Here is a 25274-nt window from a genome sequence, read left to right as displayed (position 1 = left end):
ACGCCAGTGCCCTCAGCTCGGAACGACCTGCAGCGTGGTGCTGGTCCGGCCGGTGCGGACGTAGAGCCTGGCGGTGATCTTCTGGGTCACCGGGTCGAAGTAGTACTTGTCACCCTGCGAGGCATCGATTTCGGCCAGCGAAAGCGCCAGCGGCAGAGGAGACCCCGTGGCGCCGTCCCGGATCACCTTGAAGGTGGTGCCGGGGTAAACGAAGGTGACCCGGATCCATTCGCCGACGTCGGCCCGCTGCAGCACGATGCGCGGCTTCGGCGGCGCCACCACGCCCCAGGTGATTTCGTACTCGCGACCCGGCAGGATCGAGATCTGGGCACTCTTCGGGTTGCCGGGAACACCCACGAGCGCCACCTGCGGGCCATCGGAACGCTTGAGAGTGAGTGGCGCGACGCTTTCCGTCCCGTCGCTCTGCACCGACAGGCCATCATACTTCTCGCTGCAGACAAAACTGTTCCACTCGGTCCGGAATGAGCACGCCGCCGTCACGAGGAAGGGAGTGTTGGAGACCACGCTCCGCCCCGTGGCACCGGTCACCGTGCCGTCACCATCCTTGAACATCGAAGACTTGTCGCCGTCCTTGTCGGGTTGCGGCGTCTCGAGCCAGACCTGATTCGCGTTCACGAAACTCAAGGCGTTCGCGAAATTGAACTGTGAAATCGAGAAGCCATTTTTCCGGTTATAGCCCAGGGCGCTCGCTGGCCGGGTCGGCGATGGGACGAAATTGACGAATGCGACGTTCGTGGCACCGACGGTGCCGTCGTAGAACTCATAGCCGCGGATCGGGAAGGTCGGATTCGGCGAGGCGGTGCGGTTGTCGCTTTCGCCGACCACCACGGAGTTCTGGATCCAGGTCTCCGAAGCGGCGAATGTCGCACCGATCATGTTGTCGGCGAGCATCGCGCCATCGAGGCGGAGGTTCGAGCCGCGCAACCAGACGCCGCGCCCCGAGTTCTTGAACGCCGTGAAGTTCTGGAAGGTCGCGGTCACCAGCGCCCCGGCCGCCGAAGCGCCCTCGCGGGGTGCGTAGCTGGTGGTCTCCGTGGTGCCGTTTGCCGTCGGGCCATCGTCAACATTCAGCCCGGGATTCCGGTTCGAGTGCGCCACGTTGCCACTGAACTCGCCTAGCGGCGTGCGACGCGGCGCATCGAGTTGGCCGGTCGACAGCCCGGTCGGCGCTGCGGGCAATGCGAACCAGAAGCCGAAGCCGGTGGATCCGGCGGCAGCATTCCCGCGCATCACGTTGCCCGGGTTGGTAATCCAGAAGGTCGCCGGCGTCGCATCGCTCGGCAGGATGCGCACCGCAACGGCAGGCGCCCGCGAGAGCAGCCCCAGATTGCGCTCAAGCGTGTTGCTGCTCTCAGCCCCATCCTCAAGGAAATAGCCGTGGCCGAGGTGGTCGTAGCAGACGTTGCGCTGCGCCACGAGCCGGTCGGTGCCATGGATCGTGAGGCAGCGATTGTTGGTCTTCCAGATCGCCGCATCACGGATGTATTGCCCTGACACATCGCCCGCGAGATGCCAGTGCACCGGGTAACGACCGAGCTTGCCACTCTGCCCCATCCGCGTGAACGACACGTCTTCGATACGAGCGGTGGCACCTTGCAGCATGATGAGGTGACCGCCAAATCCGGCGAGCGAGGCCGAGTCACCCTGAATGGTGATGTTGTGCGTGAGGAGCCCGACCTCGGCGCGTTCATCGAGCGACCGCCCGCCGAAGCTCTGCAACGTTCCCCAGTGCGTGTTCCGGAGGCCCGCCTGCAGCGTGATGCTGTTGCCACTGCCACCGCTCACGACCGCTTCTTCCGCCTTGGCCTGATCGAACTCGGTGGACGCGATCACGACGCGGTCACCGCTGCGCCAGTCAACACCGTCCTGCAGCGAGAGCGCCGTCGCGCCACTCGCCGCGGTTGCCGCGAGCCGGGTCCACGACACGCGCTGCTCGCCGTGCAGATCGAGCGTTCCGCCGGGGAGCACCGCAACGACCTTGGTGCCGACCTCGGCGCTGGTGGTGCCGGGATCGGTGCCGGTGAGGGTCACCGTGAAGCGCCGGGTAAATCGCGCCTCTTCTGACCCGACGCGCAACGTTCCGCCAATGAAGACCTGGTTCGCCACCAGATCGAGATCCTTGTCTGCGGCGGCGACGAGTGTGCCGGAGATCGTGAGCCGGTTGAGCGGTGGCGGCGAGATATCGAGCTCGATCGTCTTGCCGGCGGGTACCGTGGCGTCCGCACCTGCAACCGGCACCGCCTCGGGCGCCCAGGTGGCAGGATCCGACCATTTCGCCAGGCCGGGAGGAGGCGGCGGTGGAGGCGGCGGACCGGGCGTGACCAGATCTGCCGGATCGGGCGCACACGCCGCGAGCAGCAGGGCGATCAGCAGTGTGGTGGCGCGGGTATGTCGCATGGGTCCCTCCGGGCAAGGCAGCAACCCGAAGTATCGGCTGTCGGACGGGAGGACGCGAATCCCTCCTGCTACGCCACCACCCGCCGCACGAAGCCGCGCACGCCCATGGTAGTCAGGAAGGTCGCCAGCAGCGCCAGCATCCCCGCCGCGGCGAGCGGAATCATATGCGGCACGTCGGGCGTGAGGGCGATGCGCAGCCCCTCACTCATGTACACCAGCGGATTCACCAGCACGCCGTATTGCAGCCACGGAATCGCGCCGAGTGACGCCCACGGATAGTAGACGCAGCCGAGGAAGGTGATCGGCGTGAGGATCACCGCGAACATCAGGCCGATCTGCGCCGGGCGCACCGCGGTCCCGAGGAAGAGGCCGAGCGATGCCGCGGTCCAGCTCGCGAGGAAAAGGAAGAGTGCCAGCAGCGGCCAGCTCGCGACACGGACGTGCACGTCGGTGGCTGGCAGGATCATCACGATCGGAAAGATTGCGGCACCGGCGAGCATTCCCTGAAATGCGCCGAACGCGACCTTGGCGAGCGGCACGGTGTAGAGCGGCACGGGCGCGAGGACGCGGTCTTCAATTTCACGCGTGGCGCCAAGCTCGATCGAGAGCGGCAGCGCCACCGCCGAGACGCCGGTGAATACCATCGCGACCGCCACGAGTCCGGGGACAAGCACGGTGGCGAAGTTCATCGCGCCAGCGGCGATCGGCAGGTGCTGGCCACTTCGCGGCAGGACGTAGGTAAAGACGAACACCGTGAGCAACGGGTTCATGATGGTGCGCAGGAAGAACGGCAACCACTCGCGGCGCAACACGCGGAAGTCGCGCGCCCAGAGGCCAAGTACCGAGGCCATCAGGGAGGAGCGGGCGTCACTCACGGATGTCGCGCCCAGTGAGCCGGATGAAGACGGTCTCGAGCGAAGGCTCGGCGACCTTGAGGTCGGTGAGGTGATACCCAGCGAGCGCCGCCACCACGCGCGGCACCACGGCGCCATCGGCCGCCACCACCATCCGCAACCCTCGCTCGGTTTCCTGCACTTCCTGCACCCCGGGCATCGCCGCGACCGCAGCGCGTGCTGCGGCACGTTCCCCACCGAAAGCAACATCGATCACCGCTGCACCGCCGGCATCGCGCTTGATTTCCTCAGGCGTCCCTTCGACCAGGATTCTACCGTGGTCGACGATCGCCACGCGCTCGCAGAGCCGATCTGCCTCTTCCATGTAGTGGGTGGTGAGCACGATGGTGATCCCTTCGTCGCGCAGTCCGCGCACCAAGTCCCAGAGCGCGAGCCGCGACTGCGGATCGAGACCGGCAGTCGGTTCATCGAGGAAGAGCACCTCGGGACGATGCGCGATCGCCCGCGCGACCTGCGCGCGTTGCGCCAGTCCACCGGAGAGCTGGCTCGGCAGGGCGTCGCGTCGGTCGGCGATGCGGAAGCGTTCGAGCAACTCGGCCGCGCGCGCCAGCGCATCGTGGCGGTTCATTCCGAAGTAGCGGCAGTGGTAGTAGAGATTTTCCTGCACGGTACACGCGCGATCGAGCGTGATCGCCTGTGCTGCAACGCCGATCCGCCGGCGGATCTCCACATCGGCGTTTCCAAGCTGAAGTCCGGCTACTTCGGCCGTCCCTGCCGTGGCGCGCACGCGAGTCGTACAGACGCCGATGGTGGTGGTCTTCCCCGCCCCGTTGGGCCCGAGGAGACCGTAGATCGTTCCGGCGGTGACTTCGAGGGAGATTCCTGCAAGCGCGGTTACCGGCGGGGAGCCGGCATAAGTCTTCTGCACATCCCGCAATCGGACTGCGACGCTCACGAGCGCTGGTTCACCCGGCGGAGTCCCCACATCCCACCCAGGACCAGCCCCGAGGCCACCCACATCACGCCGGAGGCGATCGGTCGCTCGACGGGGACAAGCCCGCACAACCCCGTGAGGAGACAGTCTCCCGGGGTGCTGTTCTGGATGATGGCGAAGAGGATGGTGATCACCACGGAAAGATAGCCAACGGACAGGGAGGGATTCGAACCCTCGAAACCCTTTCGGGTTTGCCGGTTTTCGAGACCGGTTCCTTCAACCACTCGGACACCTGTCCTGGTCCCCATTGGGGAGCGCAAAAGTGGGCTGCCGAGGCCGTTCGGGCAAGCCCCGAGCCTCTCAGGGTGCTTGCACGGGCAGAATGGTGAAGGCCCCTCCGGACTTGCTGAGCCAGGCTTCCGCGACTCCTTGCGCCCCGAGCCAGTTCAGCAAGGCCTGCTGATCCCCCGGCGGCCAGGTCAGGATATCTGGTACCGAAGGACGGAAGAGCTGCACATCAACGGTGCGGCCCAGGCGGAAGATTTCCGACAAGAGCGGAAAAACTTCCCCGATCACGGCGATCCGCCGCGGCGAACCATTTCCAGCCGGAGGACCGCCCTGGGCGTTCGCGATCATGGTCGCTCGTTCGGCCGTGTGAACGGCGACATCCCACTGGTCCCGGCCGTGGATCGCGGCGCGTGGCAGCGCTGCGACGAAGCCCAGACAGGAGAGCACCAGGACGAGTCCCCGCGAGCCGTGCACTTTCGCGAGCGGCCCCGCGGCCCCGGTCAACCACGCGAGCGCCCCCAGGGTGAACAGCAGGACAAACGGCGCAACCAATCGCGGTTCAACATGAACGGGAACGAACTGCAGCACACCGAAGATGCCGAGCGCCATGACGACACCGGCATCGGCCTGTTCACGACGGAGTTCCCGCAGGGCACCGGATCGCCGCGTCAGGAACGCGATCGGCAACAGCAGGCCGAGCCAGATGTGCGGCATCCAGATTCCGATCACGAGCGCCAGTTCCTTCGCGCCATAGAGCGCGTGCTGACCTAGATCGGGCGTCACCCGTCGTGCCGTGATGATCCCTTCTGCCCACGCCGTCGGATCGGACCACGGTGCGTACGTCCACGGCGTGTCACTCAATCGGGTCGCCGTCGCGACGCTGCTGCCGAGAGTAACCTGCTGATAGCTGCGGTGCTCCCCCGAATGCGTGTCTGGTGAACGCGAATCGCATTCGCGCATGTACCAGCAGGCGTTAAGTCGTGCTGCCGAGCCCAGCGTCGGCGCGCCACTCTTCACACTGAGCGGTATGACCCAGAGCGCCATCACGAGGACGCCGACCGCCGCCGACTTGGCGACCTCAAGGTGGCGTTCCGCGGAGCGCGCCGCCGCAAGTCGAACGATGAGAGCGGCCAGGAGCCAGGGCCACATGCTGGTCTTCACGAGAAAGGCCAGCCCCATCCAGACCCCGAGCCGGATCCAGCGGCTCCCACGAAAGAAGATCTGCTCTCCGCCGATCAGCGCCACGATCGCCACCAGGAGCAAGTCCGGCGTCACCGCTTCGAGCCGGGGTGCCTCGGCGCTGCACACGAGAAAGGCGGCAAATGCCGTCCGGCCAAAGAGTGGACTGCCGCTCCGACGGGCCGCCCACCAGACCACCGCGACTCCGAACAGCGCGATCAGCGTGTTGACGACGTGCACCAGTCCGATGAGTTCCGGTCCGTCGCGCCCGGTGATTGTCGCCGCGAGCGCGATGATCAGCGGATAGAGCGGCGACCAGTACCCCTGCACGAAATGTTGCCAGTCGCCATCGCGAAGCCGGGTCGCGAGGTCGAGATAGGAGACCCCATCGGGATTGAGTGCGTTATGGCTCGCAACGCCGAGCCCGATGCAGATGACTGCAGTCAGCAGGGCGAGATAGTCGACTTCCCGAACTTTCACCGACTTCGAATCCCTTCAAGAAGTGACATCCGGTGAATCCCCGGGTAGCGACGTGATGGTCCCTTGGCGGCGAGCCAGAGGATGCGGTTGAAGACATCCTCGTCGGCACGGTCTTCCACGTCAAGTTCGAGCCGGGCCGATGCGGCGGCGCCGGCGCCGCGTGAAGGATTCTTCTCGGTAAGTGGGACCGCCGGCGTGAGCACATCATACGGCGCGAGGTCGGGCGAGTTCCGCCAGATTTCGCGAAGCGGCCGGCCGTAGTGATCGAACTGCGACAGCGCGTCGAGGCCGAGCAGTTCCTCGATGGTGCGAAGGACGTCAGTGGTGTTGGTGTAGCGATGCAGGACACCGCCCCCCGCCCACGGGGAAATCACCATCATCGGGGAGCGATGGCTGTCGACGTGATCCGGTCCGTTCTGGGCGTCGTCCTCGAGTACGAACACCACCGTGCTGCGCCAGAAGGGCGAATGCGAAAGTGCCGCAATGATTCGTCCGAGTGCCAGGTCGTTGTCGGCCATCATCGCGCGCGGGGACGGTGCGTTCGCCCGCAGCCCCTGGGTGTGATCGTTGGGGAGCCGCACGATCTCGAGTTGGGGCATCACCCCGGCCTTGACGTGCTCGGCGAACTCTTCGAGCCAGATGTCGGCCCGTTGCTGGTCGGGAATCCCCAGGTCATACGCCGGGAACTTCGTGTTGGTGTGGCTCTTGAGGAACGGCTTGAGGCCGGTGTATCCCGCGGGGAGCTTGTCGCGATCCATCCCCTCGCCAATCACGAACTCGCCGTAATTGCGAAAGGTGATCCCCTTGCGACTGGCGAGGTCCCACAGATATCCGCTCGCCGGTTCGTTGACGTCGTCATCGATTTCGTGGTCGGGGCCCCAGCCGCGATTGGTCCCTTCGTAGTCGTAGCTCCGCCCGCGGCTCGAGTAGTTCGACGGCAGCGTCTTCTGCAAATAGTCGGTGGTGTAGGCGGCCATCGACCAGTTGTGACCGTCGGGGCTCACTTCCGCATTCACGAAGAAGCGGTCGTAGATGCCGAACCGCTCCGCGAGTGCGTGATGATTCGGCGAGTTCGCCCGACCGAAGTAGACCAGCGACGTGTCGCCGTCGGCCTGTCGCAAGTCGCCAAGGACCTGATCGTAGGTCCGGTTCTCCTTGATGATATAGACCACGTGCTCGATCGGCGGGTAGCGCTTGCGAGCGCTTGAGGGTGCATTCCAGAGATTGGCGCGGGCGACGCGTGCCGAGTAGGGAGCCAGCCCGGCACGATCGAGACGCGCCGTGAGGCTCAACGTCACGCTTCCCGAGACCTGCGCCTGGGTCGAGTTCTTCGTGCTTCCCTTGAATTCCTCGGAGAGTCGCGGCCCGGGGCCGTCGGGGTTCGCCCGAGTGCCCCGCCCCTTGCCATTGGTGATCAGCAGCGTGTCGCCAGTCGCAATCGTTGCCGTGGGATACCACTCGGCGGGAATCCTGCCCTGAAGCAGATCGTTGCCGGTGGCCGATGCGACTCCGGAGAGTTTCGCTGAGAGATCAAACACCGCCACCGCATTGGCATCGCCTTCCGCGACGAAGAGGCGGGTGCCATCGGCAGACAGGGAGAGCCCGTTCGGCGTGCTCCCTTCCTCTGGTCCTTCGGGAGGCGGATCACGCAACTCGCCGAGGCGAGTATAGCTCGCGGCGTCGATGACGGTGATCCGATCGGTGCTCGCCGAGGTGACAAAGAGGCGAGTCCCCTGAGGGTTGAGTAGCAACGCCGACGGATGGCGGCCTGCCGGAATGGATGCGACCTGCTCCATCGTGCCACCCCACCCGTTGAAGGCGAGCACCGCATCACCATTCCAGGGTGAGACGAAGACGTCGCCGTTCGGCGCGACGGCGACGCCATACGGGTAGCGCCCCGTCGGGAGGCGGCGCAAGATCCGGCCACTCGCGACGTCAAACACGGCCAGCGAGTCCGCGAGGTTTTCGGCGACATAGAGGAATCGACCGTCGGGCGAGAGCCCGAGGCCCGCCGGGTAGCGCTTCCCTGCCGCCTTCGGTTCCTTGGCCGCAAGAATCAACGAGTCGGCGAGCGTCGCGCGCCCGGCGTTCCACTGATAGCGGTAGACCACGTCCTGGTTGCCGCCACTCACGTAGAGCGTCTTGCCGTCGGGCGAGAACACGGCCCCGAGAAAGGCGGCCTGCTGCAGCAGCGTCTGGCGGACGGTGCCGTCGTTGTTGAGGACCTGCACGCCCTGTTCATTGAAGCCGCTCAACACCACCACGTAGCCGCTGTCGGGCGCACGCAGGATGGTGAGCGGCAACGAACCAAGCGGGTGCGACACGCCCGCAGGGTCGAGCGCGCGTCCCGTGGGGAGGCGTGCGGCGTTGCCGAGCGCGTCGGGGGCGCCCGCGGTACCGGGAGCTCCGGCGCGGCACCCTGCGAGAGCAATGGCGACGAGCACGCCAGCGGTCCGGATCGGCAGCATCATCGATTTACCAGCGGGACTTGAGCCCGGGATAATTGGAAGAGGGCACGCGATCGATCAGCGACCGCTCGACACCTTCACCGAGTTGCGACGGATCAATGCCCAGGAGATAGAGCAACGTTGTGGCGACCGCACCCTGATGGCCACCGAATCCCTTGACGACACCGGACGTCGGCACGCCGACACCCACCCCGACAATCCAGACCCGGTCGGCACCGACGACATCCTGGCCGTGATCGCTCCAGTCCGCAGGAGTACTACCTCGGCCATGATCGGTGGTGATGAAGATCGCGGTTCGATTGCGTAACACCGGATCGGCCTGGACCGCCTGCCAGAGCTCGCGCATTTGGTCGTCTGCCGTGTGGAGCGCGTTGAGCAGGCGCGGGTACTGGGCGTGATGTGCCTCCTCGTCGGTCTCGCCAAGCCCGATATGCAACAATCGCGGGTGATAACGGAGCAGGTACTCGAGCGCGAGGGTGTGGGTGATGGCGTCGTAGCGCATTCCCGCATCCGGATAACCGATACGACCCTGAAGTTTCTCGAGCACCGCTCCCGACCCGAAGCGTGCCTCCGTCGGGAGCGGCTCGAGGGCGGCGCTGACAATCGCTGTGCCTGAATCGCTTGAGACCAGTCGCCCCTGGACATCCCAGGAGACGAAGGCCGCCACCGCGGTCGCGCCGCCCGGCACAGTGCGCGGCGTGGCAGCGCGCACCACATCGAAGATCGTCCGATGGGCATAGCGTCGGTCAGCGTTGCTGGTGACGTCGGGCTGGGCCTTCCCGGTGAAGATCTCCTGATAGCCAGGCGCCGAGAACTTGAGGCCGTTGGTGCTCAACGTCGGATTGAGTGGGTCCGCCCCCAGGATCATCCCGCGCGGCACCAGCGAATCCCAGAGAAACGGCATGACCAGTCGACGCCGCTCCTCGCCGGTGGCACGCCACCACCGTTTCCGGAAATCGGCGGTGTCGGCAATGCCGGCCGACTTCGGATTCGCCATCAGGATCGAGTCGGCGCCGCCGAAGAGGTCCTGATGTCGGACTCCATCGAGGGTGATGAGGATGACATGGTCGGCCCATACCGTCGGTCGGCGCACCTGCGCCGCCAGTGACAGCGGTACCAGGGCGAGCCCGAGCAGCGCGCCTGGCCGAATCACGGCGTCCGACCCCAGCGGTTGTTCTTCCGGTCGGTGTCGGGCAGCATTCGCGCCGCATCCACCTCGGCCGCCACCACACTCGCCGTTCCCGGAACGCGATACATGAATCGATCGCCGAGGTTCCACATCTCCACGGGCAGAGAGACTGTCCGGCTCGTGCCGTCGGCGAACGTGAGGGTCAGCGTCGCCGGCATCACCATCGCACCCCGATTGGAGAGGTGCACTTCGCTTCCGCCATCGGGGCGACGCGTCACCGAATCGACCGACTGATCGAGGCGCGCGGTCGTGAAGACCCAGCCACGCCAGAACCAGTCGAGCTCCATGCCGCTCTGGTCGCGCATCAGCCGGAAAAAATCGGTCGGGGTCGGATGCTTGAACGCCCAGGTCCGGATGTATTCCCGGAACGCGGCATCGAAGCGTTCCTTCCCGAGCACCTGATAGCGAAGCGTCTGCATCATCAGCGCGGGCTTCTGGTAGCCGCCCCAGAAGAGATCGCGGACTTCGGTCGGCTTGTTGATCAGCGGCTGCTCGGCGCCGGCGATCGCGTGGTCCGGATAGAGATGCAACGGGTGCACCTCGATGCTATCACCGTAGGCAGTACCTTTGAAATACTTCGCGGCATTCGCGAGATCGATGAAGGTGTTGAACCCTTCATCCATCCACGGGTAGAGCCGTTCGTTGCTCCCCACGATCATCGGAAACCACTCGTGGCCGAACTCGTGCGCGACCACCCAGTGGGTATCCTCGCGCGTCGGACCATTGGGGACGAAGGTGAGCATCGGATACTCCATTCCCTCGATCGGCCCCTCAATGGTCGTGGCGTGGGAGTAGGGATAGCGGTACCACTGTTCACTGAAGTACTTGATCGTTTCCCGCGCCATCCGGTTGGCTTCTTCCCATTTGTCGGCCGATATCCGGTAGAGCGTCTCGATCAGGATACCGTCGTAGCCGCTGGCATCCCAGCGGAACGCCGGGCCCGCGGCGAACGCGAAGTCGCGAACGCTGTCGGCCGTGAAGTGCCAGGTGAGCGTCCCGGCGGAGGTCGGGCGAGTCTTCGAAGCGTTGCCGACTTCATCCTTGGTGACGATAGCCACCGCTGTTTCGGATCGCCGCGCCTGTGCCAGCCGACTTCGCTGTGTGGCCGTCAGCACCGTCTCGGGATTGCGAAGCTGCCCCGTGGCCGCGACGATGTGCGTAGCCGGCACCGTGAGCGAGACGTCGAACTTGCCGTACTCCAGGTAGAACTCGCCCGCACCGATGTAGGGCTCGTGGTTCCAGCCCTTCACGTCGTCGTAGACCGCCATCCGCGGATACCACTGCGCGATTTCGTAGAGCGACCCGTCGTGTCCCATCCGGCCGCCGCCCATCGGCGGCACATCGAAATGCCACGCCAGCGCGATGTCGATGCTGTCGCCGGCCGAGAGGGCCCGCGGCAGGTCGAGTCGCATCGTGGTACCCTGGATCACTGGGGCGATCGCGACACCGCGGGTGCTCACGGATTCCAGCGTGATCCCGCCCTTGAACCCCTGGCAAGAGAAATCGAAGGTGCTGCCGAGGAAGACCAGTGGCGGCTGATTCAGCTGGTTGGTGACTGATTCCGGCGCGCAGAGATTCTGCTCCACGAAGAGCCAGAGATAGGGGAGGCGATCCGGCGACTTGTTGACGTAGTGAATCGTCTCGCGCCCAGTGAGTCGGTTCGCGGCGGGATCGAGTGTCGCGGATATCCGGTAGTCGGCGCGCTGCTGCCAGTAAGCGTGACCAGGGCGCCCGGCGCCGGAGCGTACGTCGTTCGGCGCGGCAAGCGGCAAGGGCCGGAACGGCGATGAGTCAGCGACGGTCGATTCGCGGCTCTGGGCGGCAAGTTCTGTTGAGATCGCGAGGAGCAGGAGCGGAAGGAAGCGGTGCGCACATACCATCGAGGCCATCCTCTGGTGGGTTACCAACTCCGCCAGCGCCGAATGCAGTACGAGTCTCTCGAAGTCACCCGGCCGACACCGCCGGACTCGCCTGGGTCAATTCTGGCTGAACTGCTGGAGGTGGTGCTGCTCGGAACAAGTGCAGCGAGGCACGAACCGTTGCCCCTTGCTCCGTCCGAAGTTCCACTCGGCCGTCGGCCGCGTCAACCGTGAGGTCAGCCGCGCCTCCCTCAGCCTCGCCGGAAATGAAGGTCCAGCCGCGCTGCGCCAGTGCCTGGGTGAGCCGGGCGCTCGCCGCACCCACCACGGCAGTCAGCGTATCGCTGCCATCAGCGGCACCGCTCCCGGCGAGCGCCTTCGCGTCGGCCGCGGTGGTCTCGAGCAGGATGGAGATGATGCAGGGACCGCCATCGCGGGTCAGTCGCGCGTGAGCTGCGACCGGCATGGCACCCTCCGCAGCGGCTTCGGCGGGTTCGCTCTCCTGACCAGCGATGATCCCGATGCTCTGGCGGCACGCTGTGGTCAGCGCTTCCCGGAGCGGGCCAGCAAGGAGTGCCCGCAATTGCCGCTCATCGTCGTGGGCGACGGCGAGCACTGGCTCGAGCGCCTCGCGAAGGCGCGCAGGCACAAAACTCCGTCGGACCACCGCGTCGAAGCCCTCTGTCCCTCCCGTCTCGCTCGCGTCGGTCAACAGCACGACGCGCGTGGGAGCCTGTGACTTGAGCGTTCGGGCGAACACGGCCTCGGTGGGAAGCCGCTGTCCGACGGCGATCAGGGCGATCGCGGGGCGATTGGCGATTGACCATTCAAGCGCAGAAGCAGCGGTATGACCGTCAACCACGTGCAGCCGCTCACCGAATGCACTACGAATCACGTCGGCATAGTCCGCGTCGCGATCGACCAGGATCAGGGTCGGAGTGCCTTCGCCCGAAGGCGTTTCCGGTCCGGGACTGGACTGGATGGCCTCCAGGATGGCAGCGAGTCGCGCTGCCGTGGTTGCCGGGTCCAGCGGTTTGAGGAGGTAGTCCTCGATTCCGAGGTCGACCATTCGGAGGACCAGCGTCTTGTCGGAAACCGCCGAGACAGCCACGACGGGGAGCGCATGATAGGTGGGATTCGATCGGAGGATTTCGAGCAGGCCGACCCCATCGAGCACCGGCATCCGCACATCCGTGAACACCACGTCAGGAGTGTCGGCTTCGATCGCGGCCAGTGCCGCGACGCCGTCCACCGCTTCTCGAACCTGGGTATGGGGATGCCGCGAGATCATCCGCACGAGGAGGCGGCGCATCGTGATGTCGTCATCAACTACGAGAACCTTCACCACGCCTCCCGAAGTCGTGCACCGTGGGCAAGGGGTGGCCCAATGTCGTTATCGGCCGGAATCACCGCGACTTGAGAGGTTCCCGTCGGGGCGACGGACCGGAGTCCGCCGCCCCCCGGGGTCAGTCAGTTCTTCGGATTCAGGATGTGGTCGATGCTGTTATGCACATCCTGAAGGTGCGCGCGGGTTTCCGCGTTCCCGGCCTTCCCCGTCGCCGCAGTCACCTGCGCATCGAGCGCGCGCAGTTCCGCACGCGCCAGCGAGCGCACATCCTTCGACGGCGGTGTGATGACGAAGCCAGCGGGCAGCCCCGTCGGCGGCGGCGGCGGATTGACCTTGTTCTTGAAGAGATCGATGTAACTCTGCTGCAACGCGCGGCGGAACGCGTCGATCTTCACTGCCCCGGCGCTGAGCTCGCTCCAGACACCCTGGCGCACATCGGCGAGCATGGCAGGTGCGGTGTACACCTCGGTTCCGCCGCTGAGCGCTTCCATCTCGATCATCCGCGACAGCCGCGCATCGCTGAGCAGCGTGCTGAGGATACCGGCCTGCGATCCGTTGATCCGGGTGATCGCGCCGTCGGGCTGGATCCGGTCGAGAATTTCCGGGCGCAGGAAGAAGGTCGGCGTCTGGAACGCGTTCTCGTTCAGGAACCGGACGGCGTCACGCTGATGCTGCATCGGTACGGCGGTATACCGCACTCCCGACTGCGAGATGTACTTCTCCTGCGTCTCGCGGCTGCCCGGAATGACAGCCACGTGACGAAGTTCGGTGGCCCACTGCCCGACCAGCCGCCCGAAGAGCTCCTCGAGATCGGCGTAGTCATCGGTGACCGTGCCGGTTGACGCGGGAATGAGCATCGGCACCAGGCGCTTGATGTTCTTGAGCCCCTGCCCCGTCGACTTCACCGCGTCGTCGTCGCCGACCGCCTCGGTGTTGTTGCGCGGATCAGAGCTGCCAGCGTCGCTGGTGCTGAAGCGCAGCCACGGCTTGGTATCCTGCTCGCGCGCCATCGCGTCGAGCGTTGCGCGCTCGTCATCCGGCGTGCGGGCGCCAGGAATCGGCATGTAGCCCCACTTGGTCGCCCAGATGTCGTACGGCCCGATTCGCGGGATCAGGTCTTCCAGCGCGATGTTGTCTTCCGGCTGCGCCACGTAGTTGAAGCGCGAGTAGTCCATCAGCGTCGGCGTGTGGCCCATCCGGTGCACGAAGTCGCGGTTGCGAATCGAGTCGGCCGGATACATGGCGCTCGCCTTCATGTTGTGCTGGAAGCCGATCGAGTGGCCGATCTCGTGCGCGATGACATACTGCATCAGGCGACCGGCGAGCGAGTCGGGAAACGGCAGCTTGCGGGCGCGCGGGTCGATGGCGCCGGCCTGGGTCCAGTACCAGTCGCGATTCAGGTTCATCACGTTGTGGTAGATCTGCAGGTGCGCGCTGATGATTTCACCCGAGCGCGGATCGGCCGTGTGGGGGCCGACGGCATTCTCGGTGGTCGACGGCAACCAGTCGATCACGGAATAGCGGGCATCTTCCACCGACCAGTCCGGATCCTCGGCCCTGGTCGGCGCCATCTTCGCAATGATGCCCTTGGAGAAGCCCGCCGCCTCGAACGCCGGCTGCCAGCTCTCGATCGCCTTCACGACCCACGGCACCAGCCAGCTCGGCGTTGCCGGATCGACGTAGTACACGATCGGCTTCTTCGGCACGCAAAGATTGCCCACCTTCTGGTCCGAACACTCCAGCCGGTAGCGGGTGATGAAGGTCCGTGATTCCGACTTCTGCACTGCGCGACCAAAGTCGGTGGTGCGATTGCTGAAGTAGCCCACGCGGCTGTCGAACAGACGCGGCATCATCGGCACCACCGGCAGCTGCACGATCGACCACGCCATCTGCAGCGTGGCGCTCGGCGGCAGCCCACGGCCACCCGGAGCGGCGCCACCGGCGGCCGGCGGCGTGTTCACCGTGAGATCGGCCGTGACCTTGATGTTCTCCGGGTAGGCGGCCACGTTCGCAAGGAATGACCGGCTCGCGTCGATGGTCCCGCGATACGCTGCCGTCGGCGACATTTCCACCGGTGGCGAGACGAAGAGCGAGGTGACGTCGATGACGGCGGACGAATCCGGGCCCCAGCTTTCGACGTTGAACGCCTTCACGATCGGCGCGTAGTTGGCGTTGTTGACTGCCGTGGTGATCGGATTCGTCGTGTCGGACGAGACGATCGAGTAGTTCTGGAGCCGGAGCAGGATCCGGTTGTCACGACGCTCCCAGCGGATCACGTCCTCACCCAGCGACTGACCGCCGTAGCCCGCACCAGCCGTCGTCTTGGCGATCTCGGTGGTGAGCAGCATATCCCGACCAAGCTCGTTCCGCGGAATCTCGAAATAGAGCTTGGACGCGATACGGTGCACCTTGAACAGCCCCGACTTGCTCTTGGCCTCGGGAGTGATCACCCGTCCGTACGGCCGCGGATTCGGTTCGGCGTTGGCGCCACCAGCCCCTGGCGCCCCGCCACCCGGACGCGCGCCTGCAGTCGAATCGCCTGTGGTGGTGGGGGCGCCGGCAGGACGCGCGGCGGTCGGGAGAGGAGCCGGGGCAGTCGCGGGCTTGGGCGCCGGATGGCAGGCCGCAGCCGCGAACGCCAGCACGAGCAGCGTCGGACGGATCTTCGTCATGGGTTGTCTTTTCTGAGGTGAGGTTGGAACGGGTCTTGGAACGAATACAGCCTGTATGGTACCGCGTTCGCCTCAAATAGGTAATCCGTGCTCAGCGGCGTTCCCGGAAAAACCCCCGCAGGAGCGCCTGGCATTCCAACTCGAGCGCTCCGGCCAGCACCTCGGGGCGATGGTTGAGCTGGGGGTGCCGCAACAGGTCGTGGATTGACCCGGCCATCCCGGCCTTGGTGTCCCACGCCCCGAACACCACCCGACCAACCTTCGCCAGCACGATAGCCCCCGCGCACTGGGCGCACGGCTCCAGCGTGACGTACAGCGTGGCATTTGGAAGGCGGTCGGTTCCGGTGGCCGTCAGGGCACGACGAATGGCGATCAGTTCCGCATGGGCGGTCGGGTCGTTGGATGCCACAGTCTCGTTGTGGCCCAACGCCACCACTTCCTCGCCACGCAGGATCACGGCGCCGATGGGGACCTCGCCGATGGCACGGGCCCGTTCGGCTTCCGCCAGGGCGAGCTGCATGCCGAGGCGATCGGTGCTGCTCAGCGGCGGGTGCGCCAGCTCGCTCACGCCTTGCCGGTGAGTCGGGTGAACGCCAGGGCTTCGCCCTTCCGGATCACCCGAATGGTATCGCCCTCGTTGTAGCCACCCTGCAGCAATGCCATCGCGATCGGATTCTGCAACTCGCGCTGGATGACCCGCTTCAATGGGCGGGCGCCATAGAGCGGATCGTAGCCTGCCTCTGCGAGCCACTGCGTCGCCTCCGGAGTGACGTCGAGGGTCAGTCCCTTGGCCGCGACCAACTCACGCATCCGATCGAGCTGCAGCGTCACGATGCGATCGAGGTCGACCCGACTCAACAGGCGGAACACCACCACGTCATCGACGCGGTTGAGGAACTCCGGGCGGAAGTGCTTGCGCAGCTCGTCGAGCACCTTCGCTTCGGTGCTCCGCCAGCCGACCGGGTCGTAGTCGCCGCCGGCCACGATGTGCAGCGATCCGAGGTTGCTGGTCATGATGATCACGGTGTTGCGGAAGTCGACCACGCGACCCTGTGAGTCAGTCAACCGACCGTCATCAAGGACCTGCAGCAGCAAGTTGAAGACATCGGGATGCGCCTTCTCGATTTCATCAAAGAGGATGACGCTATACGGCCGTCGGCGCACCGCCTCGGTGAGCTGACCACCTTCCTCGTAGCCGACATACCCGGGAGGCGCGCCGATCATCCGTGACACTGCGTGCTTCTCCATGTACTCCGACATGTCGAGCCGGACCAGCGCCCGTTCGTCATCGAAGAGGAACTCGGCCAGTGCGCGCGCGGTCTCGGTCTTCCCCACCCCGGTGGGACCCAGGAAGATGAACGAGCCGGTCGGCCGCGAGCGATCCTGCAGCCCGGCGCGCGAGCGCCTCACCGCATTGGCCACCGCCGCGATCGCCTCGGGCTGCCCCACGACACGACGGCTGAGTTCTTCCTCGAGCCGGGTGAGTCGTTCGCGCTCCGACTCCATCATCTTGGACACAGGAATCCCGGTCCATTTCGCCACGACCATCGCGATGTCTTCCGAGTCGACTTCCTCGCGGAGGTAGCGGGTCGTCCCCTGGGCGACGCCAAGTTTCTGCTCCTCGACCGCGAGCTGGCGTTCGAGTTCCGGAATCCTGCCATACCGCAGCTCCGCGGCCTTCTGGAGATCACCACTGCGCGTCGCCTGCTCCACTTCGGCGCGGAGCTGCTCGACCTCGGCCTTCTTCCCCTGCATCTTCTCGATCGCCCCCTTCTCCGACTGCCACTGCGCCTTCATCCCGGCGCTCTTCTCGCGCAACTCGGCGAGCTCGGCTTCGAGGGCGTTGCGGCGCTCGACCGATGCCTTGTCCTTCTCGCGCAGAAGCGACTGGCGCTCGATCTCGAGCTGAAGGATCCGGCGTTCGACCTCGTCGATCTCCTGTGGCAGCGAATCGATTTCCATGCGGAGTCGTGAGGCCGCCTCGTCCATCAGGTCGATGGCCTTGTCCGGCAGGAAGCGGTCGCCGATATAGCGATCCGAGAGCGTCGCCGCCGACACCAGCGCGTTGTCGGTAATCCTGACGCCGTGGTGCACCTCGTACTTCTCCTTGAGGCCGCGCAGGATCGCGATGGTATCCTCGACACTCGGCTCGCCAACATTTACTGGCTGGAACCGGCGCTCGAGCGCGGCATCCTTTTCGATATTCTTGCGGTACTCGTCGAGCGTGGTCGCACCGACCACATGCAACTCGCCGCGCGCGAGCGCCGGCTTCAGCAGGTTGGAGGCGTCGACGGCGCCTTCGGCCTTGCCCGCCCCGACCAGCGTGTGCAATTCATCGATGAAGACGATGAAGCGGCCCTCGGCGTCGGTGAGCTCCTTCACCACCGACTTGAGCCGCTCCTCGAATTCGCCACGATACTTGGCGCCCGCGAGCAGCTGTCCGATGTCGAGGGCAATGATCTCCTTCCCCTTGAGTGAATCCGGAACGTCGCCGTTGACGATCCGCTGCGCGAGACCCTCGACAATCGCGGTCTTGCCGACACCAGGTTCGCCAATGAGGACGGGGTTGTTCTTGGTCCGGCGCGAGAGCACCTGCATTACCCGGCGCACTTCTTCATCGCGGCCGATGACGGGGTCGAGCTTTCCCTCACGGGCCTGGTCAGTGAGGTTGCGCGTGAATCGTTCGAGCGCCTGATACTGTTCTTCCGGCGTCTGGTCCTGCACCCGATGCGACCCGCGCACGTCCGCGAGTGCCGCGCGCAATTCCTTGGCGGAGAGCCCCTGCGCCTCGAGCAGTCGACGCGCGCTGGTGCCCTTCTCCTCCCCGAGCGCGAGCAGGAGATGCTCGGTCGAGATGAACGCGTCGTCGAGTTCCTTGGAAATCTTCTCGGCGCGCTCGAACACCTTCGACAGCGTGCGGTCGAGGGTGGGAGTGACCTCGGTCCCCTTCTGCGAAGGGAATGAGGCGATCTCTGCCTCGGTGACATTGCTGAGCTTGGCGATCACGACGCCGGCCTTCCGCAGCAACGGGCCGACGATGCCATCGTCCTGCGCGAGCAGGGTGGCCAACAGGTGGGCATCGTTGACGACCGGATTGCCGCGGGCGCGCGCATGCTCGATAGCCGCGCGGACGGCCTCCTGGGCCTTCAAGGTCAGACGATCGGGTCGCAGCATTCATTCCTCCGGGGATACCCATGGAATATGGCACGGAGTGTACCGTATCGGCGCTGCCGTTTCGGCAGTGGAGGGCTGACCGGGAGGTGAAACGCCGCGAGGGACGCGGCTGGCGTCCCTCACGGGTTGGTGATAACGACTTTTCTGGTCGACAGTCGGTCATCGACTGCCAGGTTCACATAGTACACCCCGGACGGCGGCACCCTCGTCCCCCCCGCGATCGTGCCATCCCAGATCGCCACATACTTCCCGCAACGCATCCGAATGGAATCAATCAGCTCGGCGCGCCGGCTCCGGAGCCGCAAGATGGCCACCGGTACCGCAAGTGCGTCGTACACCTTCAGCGCGACCAGGGGAGTGTTGTTGTTCTGGCACATCTCCTCAGGAATAACGAACGGTACCAGCGCGGCCGGGAGGACCGGATTCGGGCGAAGCTCCTCGATGCGCGGCCCGGGAGCCCTCCCCGGTGCCCGCTGCTGGGCGTTGGCCGAACTGGCCAGCCCCGCGACGAACAGCAACCCCAGAACCGGCCTGACGAGCCGGCGCATGGAGACTCCTTCGATTGTCAGACAAATCAGTGGTTCGGGTTGGTTACCTCCCCGACAGGTGATACGCGCGTCAGCCCGATTGGGCTGGCGGCAAGTTGCCGGTCCCCGGACCGGTGTGTCAAGCGGATCGCGGGCTCGGGGTTCCCCGTTGCCACGCTTCGAGCGCCGGAAAGGCCCCATCGCCCCCGAGATGCTCCCTGACCCACCGCACCAGCAGGCGGCGGTGCGCAGTCGCCTGAGCCGGGCTGAGCAGTGGCAGCTCCCTCCCAGGCTCGATCAGGGCCACCAGCGCTTCCCGATCCTCCGCAGCTAGACGCGTGGTGGCGCCGCTCACCGCACAACGATGGCAGAGGAACCCGCCGTCGCGAAGCGAAAAGGCAACCGCGCCCTCCTCGAGCGGCTGTCCATCGCGCGAGCATTCAGCCAAAGTGGGACCGAGCCCCAGCTGAGCCATGACGCCCCACATCGCCCGCAGTCCGACCACGCTGACCGCCTCCGGGGGGGCCAGTTCGAGCAAGCCGATGGCGCCCAGCAGCCAGTCGTAAAGCATCGGATTGGGGGCGGAGGGAACAAACCGGGTGGCGAGCTCGGCCAAGGCGTTGGCCGAGGCGAACCGGTCGAGCGAAGCGGCGAGTCCGGTGTGGATCGCGGTGAGGTCGAAGGCGATGAGCGTGTGCAGTTCGCTGCTGCGTGACGGCAGCAGGTGAGCCTGTCCTTCGCTCAGTAGCTGGAGGGCGGCACCGAATCGGCTACGGGGCCGCAGTGCCCCCTTGGCGATGGCGCTTACGACACCGATGTCCCGCGTGGCGAGACGAACAATTCGCGAGGTCTCCCCATACCGCAGGGAGCCGAGCACCAACGCCGGCGTGAGGAGCGCGCTGCCGGCCACCGGCTAGAGATCGGCGTGGAAGTATTCGGCGGGGATCTCGGTAACTGCCGCCGACACTGGGCAGACGCCGATGGGAATCGTGCTCCGCTCGACCAGGTCGGTCCCGAACACCCGCACCGCGCCGGGCGCCCCTCCAGCCACACAACTCCCGCCCACCGGGACGTAGACCCGGCCGAAGGCATCGGTGACCAGCGCCCGCGGCGCCTGCGCAAACGGAATCCCGGCGCCGGCGCCCTTTTCCACTCGATGTTCGCGGACATTGAACACCATCAGCTCGCGCGGGCTGGCGATCAGGAGGCGATCTGCCCCATCGGACGCCAGGTAGAGCGGCGACAAGCCAAAACCGGCGAAGGACGCCGACTCCTTGCGCGTGACCGGATCAACCGCCGAGAGGCGACCCTCGGCGCTGCCACCATTGCCAGAGTTAAGAACGTAGAGCAGGCCATCGGAGCCGGCGGCCGTTGCGGAGGCGTTGCCGGGGCCGAACAGCGCGATCGAATCGGTGGCGAAGCGCGGATCGGATCGCAGCCAGCTCGGCAGGTCGAGACAGGAAGGGACCGCTGGATAGCAGAGTTGCCGGTTCCCGAGCACGACGAACACCGAGCCCCGGATTACCCCGAATCCCTGCGGGCCGCCCTCAACCCGAATGCCGCCGCCTTCGCGGGTCTGAAGGTTGAAGAAACTGACGTTGGCATCGTTGGTGGTCGGCACGGCGGCAAAGACTTCACCGGCTTCCGAGATGGCCAGCGCGGCGACCGGGCCAGTGCCCTGGATCGGCTCGAGCGAAAGCACCCGACGGGTGGCGAGATCGACTACCGCCACCTGACCCAGATCTCCAAACCCAACCACGGCGACGGTGCCCCGCACCGCCATCACTGTGGGCTTCGCCGCAGTACCCGACAAGTCGATCGTGCGCACCACATTGGTGCTGTCGACCGCAATCAGCCGGATGGAGCGTTCCTCTCGATCGAGGACGACGAGCGCCTCGACCGGGAGCGCCGTGGGCCCCGTGGTGGGGGCGCAGGCGCCGAGCGCGCTGAGCAGCAGCAGGCACGCAGGGCCGAGACGCATCGCAAAGCCTCCAAGCGGATCAGAAGTGCAGTCGGGCCCCCCCGAACAGGGTGCGGCCACGGCCGGGATAACCCACGACCTGCTGCCATGCCGCGTCGAAGAGGTTCTCGGCGCGCAGGGTCAGGTCGAGTCCTGGGAGGGTTCCGTTGGCCCGCCGAATCGGAGCATCGACGGAAACATCTACCAGTACGTAGGAGGGTAACGTGGTCCGGGTCGCTGGGAAATCCCGGAAGTCAGCGTCGTCCCGTTCCCCGACGTAGCTGACACCGGCGCTCAGGGTCGCGCCCCTCACCCGCCAGGCGGCGTTGATCCCGCCGCTCGACGCGGGGCGGCGGAGAAGCCGCTCGCCCTGCTGGAAGACCACCGAGGAGGCGACCCCGGTGTCCGTAACCTCCGTGCGAAGCCAGGTCCAGTGTGCACGGACCGTGACCGAGCCAGACGCGCGCAGCGATGCGGCGGCTTCAACTCCTTTGGCACCGGCGCCACCGAGATTGACGTAGGTTGGCTCCCCCGGCGCGGCGCCCACGTACTGAATCAGGTCCCGGAACAGCTGGGAGAACGCAGTCACTCCCAGCGTGAATCTCCCGTCGGCGAGCCGCTGCTCGATGCCCGCCTCGACCGAAGTACTGCGCTCAGGCCGCAGCGCGCGATTCCCGACTTCGAATGCACTCGCCGCAAAGAGTTCCGAAAAGGTCGGTGCCTTGAACGCAGTTCCCGCCGACCCGAACAACCGCGTCGCGCGAGCAACCTGCCACGAGGCACCGACTCGCCACGTCCCGAAGGTTCCGAAGGCGGAATTATCGTCGAGACGAGTCCCGAGTTGCAGCGTGACGGACCGCACCGGCTCCGCCAGCAATTGGGCGAAGATGTTGCGGGTGTTCCGGTCGGCCGCAAACGCGTCATCGGTAGCGAAGCCACCCGTGCCGAAATTCGAGACGGTATGCGATCGCTGATTGTCGGTTTCGTATTCCACACCGGCGCCGATCGAGAGCAGCGACGTCCCCACCGTCCGTATGTCCGCGCGCGCATCGACGCCCTTGCGCCACGTCACCCCGGTCCGGTCGGCATCGTAGCCGAAACCGATCGTATCGGCGGGCGAATCTGGCCGGTTGACAGCGTTGCTGTTGAGGCGCGAGGCAAATCCCTGCACGGTCGCCGTGACCCGTGAGCCAAGTTCGCGATGCAGCTCCAGACCGAGCGCCGTACTGCGATCGATGGTGTACTGGTTGTGATCAACTGCGAGGCCATTGCCATCGGTCGGGTAATGCCCCTCGGCGTCGCCGTAACGGACGGTGAAGGCGCCGCTTCCCTGTCGCCCACCGTCGAGTCCGAGGCGAAGTGAGCCGACGTTGTTACGATAGCCACTGTTGAAATCGTAGAGGCCATCGCTGCGAAAGGAAGAACCTCCCGCACTGAGCGATGCCTTTCCCATCGCCGTCGCGAGGTGACCCTGCACATCACGATTGCCAAACGTCCCGCCGCGCGCCGCGACATCGCCGTGGAGCTTGCCACTCCCGCTCCGGGTAAAGAGTTGCACGACGCCGCTCATCGCATCCGCGCCATAGAGTACCGACGCTGGTCCCCGGACGATCTCGATCCGGTCGAGATCGTCGGTCGTGAGATTGGCCAGGTTGAATCCCCCGCCCGGCTGGTTCAGGGTGACGCCGTCGAGGAGAAACTTGACGTAGTCACCTTCCCCGCCGCGGAGAAAGAGGGCCGACACCGCGCCATACGAGCCGGTCTGAACCAGCATCATCCCGGGCACTTCTCGCAGTGCGTCACTGACAAAGGTGATGCCGCGGGCGCGCAAGTCTTCGCCACGAATCACCGTGGTTGCGGCCGGGGTGACATGTACCGTCGTTGGTGCCCTGGTCGCCGTGACCACGAGGTCGCGCAACCGCGTGGTATCACGCGCCACTTGCGCGTGAAGGGTCAACGGAGCGGCGGCCAGCAGGAGTGTCAGAAGTCGAATCGATTGCGTCACGGAACGAACTCATCGGAAGGGGGCAAATGGGCGAGTGGACCGCGCGGCGACTCGCCCGAGCGGAGTGGGACCATCAGGGGTGAGCCGTCGTGCCAATGCTCCACGGCGACAGGCCAGCCGAACAGCATGCTGAGCCGGTCGGCACGCAATACGTCGCGAGGCGTGCCCTCGGCAACGGCGCGTCCGCCATCAAGCAACAGGACACGATCGGCGAAGCGTGCCGCAAGGTTCAGTTGATGGGTGATCACCAGGACGCCGAGTCCGTCGGCAACCAGTGAGCGAAGCAATTCGAATAGCGCCATTTCGTGACCGACATCGAGGGCGGCGGTCGGCTCATCGAGCAGGAGGAGTCTGGGCGACGCCGCGAGCGCACGGGCAACACGAACGCGTTGCCATTCACCGCCGGAAAGCGTCTCGATGCCGCGGTGGCCCAGGCCTGCGACGTCACACCGCGACATCGCGTCCGCAATCGCAGCCTCATCGGCCGGGCGCACGGGAGCCACCGGACCGAGGTGAGCCCAGCGACCAAGCAGCACGGCGTCGTACACGGTGAGCGGGAACGCCGGCTCCTCGCGTTGTGGCAAGGCCGCGATCGCTCCGGCGAGCGCACGCCGTGGCCACGCGGCAACCGGGGTGTCATCGAGGGTCACGGACCCGGCGCGAAGTGGCACGAGTCCGAGCAGCGCGCGCAGCAGCGATGTCTTGCCGCTGCCGTTGGGGCCACCGATGGCCACCAGCTCACCGCGGCCGAGCGCGAACGAGACCGCATCGAGGGCCGGTACCGCGGCACCGTCGTAGCGCACAGTGACTCCGGTAGCACGGAGACTCACTTGACGCTCCGTCGCAACAGCAGAGCGAAGAGCGGCACGCCGACGAGCGCGGTCACGACACCCACCGGGAGTTCTGCCGGGCGCAGGACAGTGCGCGCAACGGCATCCGCAAGCACGGTGAACGCCCCGCCGGCGAGAAAGACCGCCGGAAGAAGTCGTCGATGCATCGGCCCCACGACCCAGCGCAGCGCATGCGGAACCACGAGACCGACGAAGCCGATCATGCCGGCGACGGCGACAGTGGCGGCGGTCAGGATCGCGGTAGCGACGATCACGAGTCGGCGAGTCCGGTCGACGTCGATCCCCAGCGTCGACGCGGTCTCCTCCCCCAGGGCGAGCAGATCGAGCGCACGCGCGAGCCACCAGAGCAACAGCAGCGGCAGAGCGGCCACGAGGGTGAACTGACGCAACGCTGCCCACGACGCACCGCCGAAGCCGCCGAAGAGCCAGACGGTCGCGGTGCGAAAGGTGAAGGGATCAACCACAACCAGCATTGCCGTGGTGACGGCACCAGCGAAGAACGACACCACGACGCCGGCGAGCAGGAGGACACGCGTGTCGAGGCGACGCCCGGCAACGGCGCCGATGCGATACACGAGCGCAACGGCAGCGAGCGCCCCAACGGTGGCACAACCGGCGACACTGATCCCGGCGGGAAGGCCGAGGATCACCGCGAGGACCGCTCCCAGCGATGCCCCACCGCTCACCCCAAGCAGCCACGGTTCGGCGAGCGGATTGCGGACCAGTGCCTGCAGCGCCGCGCCCGCGACGGCGAGCGACCCGCCCACACCGAACGCGAGCAGCACCCGCGGCAACCGCAGCTGGCGAACAATCGCCGAGGCCGGTGCATCGTGGCGCGCGAGGGCCGCGAAGACATCCGCCGGCGTGAATGACACGGGACCCAGCAGCACACCGGCCACGAGCGACACCACCCCGGCAAGCAGCAGGAGTGGCAGCGCGATGCGACGACGTGCGGTGCTGGGTGAGTTCACGAAAAAAGCCCGTCTCCGACGACAGTGGGAGACGGGCGAGTGCGCGGCAGCGAGGAGAGGCCAGAATGGCCGGAGACCCCACGACCACGCCACCGTA

Annotated in this window: 18 protein-coding genes and 1 tRNA gene; all 19 read right to left on the bottom strand. The window is 66.0% G+C overall.

Annotated elements, in window-relative coordinates; genetic code table 11:
* Window positions 1-12: 12 nt before the first annotated feature.
* Window positions 13-2418, bottom strand: a complete 2406-nt coding sequence (locus V4558_16805) for a G8 domain-containing protein (GenBank protein MES2307163.1) — start codon at window positions 2416-2418, stop codon at window positions 13-15.
* A gap of 68 nt (window positions 2419-2486) precedes the next feature.
* Window positions 2487-3293 carry an ABC transporter permease gene (locus V4558_16800; GenBank protein MES2307162.1) on the bottom strand — a complete coding sequence of 269 codons (807 nt, stop codon included), beginning with the start codon at window positions 3291-3293 and terminating at the stop codon, window positions 2487-2489.
* Complete coding sequence (locus tag V4558_16795) at window positions 3286-4227, bottom strand: ABC transporter ATP-binding protein (protein ID MES2307161.1); 942 nt, start codon at window positions 4225-4227, stop codon at window positions 3286-3288. Before V4558_16795 ends, V4558_16800 begins: the two co-directional genes overlap by 8 nt.
* Window positions 4224-4400, bottom strand: coding sequence for a hypothetical protein (locus tag V4558_16790; GenBank protein MES2307160.1), 177 nt, complete (start codon window positions 4398-4400; stop codon window positions 4224-4226). The genes V4558_16795 and V4558_16790 overlap by 4 nt, the downstream gene beginning before the upstream one ends.
* 17 nt (window positions 4401-4417) lie before the next feature.
* Window positions 4418-4504: transfer RNA gene (locus V4558_16785), tRNA-Ser, on the bottom strand.
* 62 nt (window positions 4505-4566) lie between these two features.
* A complete protein-coding gene (locus V4558_16780) occupies window positions 4567-6153 on the bottom strand; it encodes a hypothetical protein (protein ID MES2307159.1) in 1587 nt (528 codons plus the stop codon).
* Window positions 6150-8624, bottom strand: coding sequence for an alkaline phosphatase family protein (locus tag V4558_16775; GenBank protein ID MES2307158.1), 2475 nt, complete (start codon window positions 8622-8624; stop codon window positions 6150-6152). Before V4558_16775 ends, V4558_16780 begins: the two co-directional genes overlap by 4 nt.
* 4 nt (window positions 8625-8628) lie before the next feature.
* Entirely contained in the window at window positions 8629-9774 is a 1146-nt protein-coding gene (locus V4558_16770) for an alkaline phosphatase family protein (protein MES2307157.1), read from the bottom strand.
* Window positions 9771-11690, bottom strand: coding sequence for a M1 family metallopeptidase (locus V4558_16765; protein MES2307156.1), 1920 nt, complete (start codon window positions 11688-11690; stop codon window positions 9771-9773). Before V4558_16765 ends, V4558_16770 begins: the two co-directional genes overlap by 4 nt.
* 64 nt (window positions 11691-11754) lie before the next feature.
* Window positions 11755-13014, bottom strand: a complete 1260-nt coding sequence (locus tag V4558_16760) for a response regulator (GenBank protein ID MES2307155.1) — start codon at window positions 13012-13014, stop codon at window positions 11755-11757.
* Window positions 13015-13139: 125 nt separating this feature from the next.
* Window positions 13140-15689, bottom strand: a complete 2550-nt coding sequence (locus V4558_16755; protein MES2307154.1) for a zinc-dependent metalloprotease — start codon at window positions 15687-15689, stop codon at window positions 13140-13142.
* Window positions 15690-15780: 91 nt separating this feature from the next.
* The gene (tadA, locus tag V4558_16750; GenBank protein ID MES2307153.1) at window positions 15781-16257 is read right to left on the bottom strand and encodes a tRNA adenosine(34) deaminase TadA; all 477 of its coding nucleotides are present in this window, start codon (window positions 16255-16257) and stop codon (window positions 15781-15783) included.
* Window positions 16254-18863 carry an ATP-dependent chaperone ClpB gene (clpB, locus tag V4558_16745; GenBank protein MES2307152.1) on the bottom strand — a complete coding sequence of 870 codons (2610 nt, stop codon included), beginning with the start codon at window positions 18861-18863 and terminating at the stop codon, window positions 16254-16256. Before clpB ends, tadA begins: the two co-directional genes overlap by 4 nt.
* A gap of 119 nt (window positions 18864-18982) precedes the next feature.
* Window positions 18983-19411 carry a hypothetical protein gene (locus V4558_16740; protein MES2307151.1) on the bottom strand — a complete coding sequence of 143 codons (429 nt, stop codon included), beginning with the start codon at window positions 19409-19411 and terminating at the stop codon, window positions 18983-18985.
* Between the two features lie 118 nt (window positions 19412-19529).
* Window positions 19530-20300: a DNA repair protein RecO gene (gene recO, locus V4558_16735; GenBank protein MES2307150.1), complete on the bottom strand. Its 771-nt coding sequence runs from the start codon at window positions 20298-20300 to the stop codon at window positions 19530-19532.
* A 3-nt stretch (window positions 20301-20303) separates the two neighbouring features.
* Window positions 20304-21371: a hypothetical protein gene (locus V4558_16730; GenBank protein ID MES2307149.1), complete on the bottom strand. Its 1068-nt coding sequence runs from the start codon at window positions 21369-21371 to the stop codon at window positions 20304-20306.
* A 19-nt stretch (window positions 21372-21390) separates the two neighbouring features.
* Window positions 21391-23355, bottom strand: coding sequence for a TonB-dependent receptor (locus V4558_16725; GenBank protein MES2307148.1), 1965 nt, complete (start codon window positions 23353-23355; stop codon window positions 21391-21393).
* Complete coding sequence (locus V4558_16720; protein ID MES2307147.1) at window positions 23352-24185, bottom strand: ABC transporter ATP-binding protein; 834 nt, start codon at window positions 24183-24185, stop codon at window positions 23352-23354. Before V4558_16720 ends, V4558_16725 begins: the two co-directional genes overlap by 4 nt.
* Window positions 24182-25177 carry an iron ABC transporter permease gene (locus V4558_16715; protein ID MES2307146.1) on the bottom strand — a complete coding sequence of 332 codons (996 nt, stop codon included), beginning with the start codon at window positions 25175-25177 and terminating at the stop codon, window positions 24182-24184. Before V4558_16715 ends, V4558_16720 begins: the two co-directional genes overlap by 4 nt.
* Between the last annotated feature and the right edge of the window lie 97 nt (window positions 25178-25274).

Source organism: Gemmatimonadota bacterium, from assembly GCA_040388535.1.
Lineage (GTDB): Bacteria > Gemmatimonadota > Gemmatimonadetes > Gemmatimonadales > GWC2-71-9 > Palsa-1233.
Note: the sequence above shows the minus strand (reverse complement) of the source record. Positions and strands in the feature narration are given on the sequence as shown.

Coding starts and splice junctions, on each gene's coding strand:
- V4558_16765 (MES2307156.1), bottom strand. CDS start 11,690: ATGGTATGTGCGCACCGCTTCCTTCCGCTCCTGCTCCTCGCGATCTCA.
- V4558_16740 (MES2307151.1), bottom strand. CDS start 19,411: ATGCGCCGGCTCGTCAGGCCGGTTCTGGGGTTGCTGTTCGTCGCGGGG.
- V4558_16805 (MES2307163.1), bottom strand. CDS start 2,418: ATGCGACATACCCGCGCCACCACACTGCTGATCGCCCTGCTGCTCGCG.
- clpB (MES2307152.1), bottom strand. CDS start 18,863: ATGCTGCGACCCGATCGTCTGACCTTGAAGGCCCAGGAGGCCGTCCGC.
- V4558_16755 (MES2307154.1), bottom strand. CDS start 15,689: ATGACGAAGATCCGTCCGACGCTGCTCGTGCTGGCGTTCGCGGCTGCG.
- V4558_16730 (MES2307149.1), bottom strand. CDS start 21,371: ATGCGTCTCGGCCCTGCGTGCCTGCTGCTGCTCAGCGCGCTCGGCGCC.
- V4558_16775 (MES2307158.1), bottom strand. CDS start 8,624: ATGATGCTGCCGATCCGGACCGCTGGCGTGCTCGTCGCCATTGCTCTC.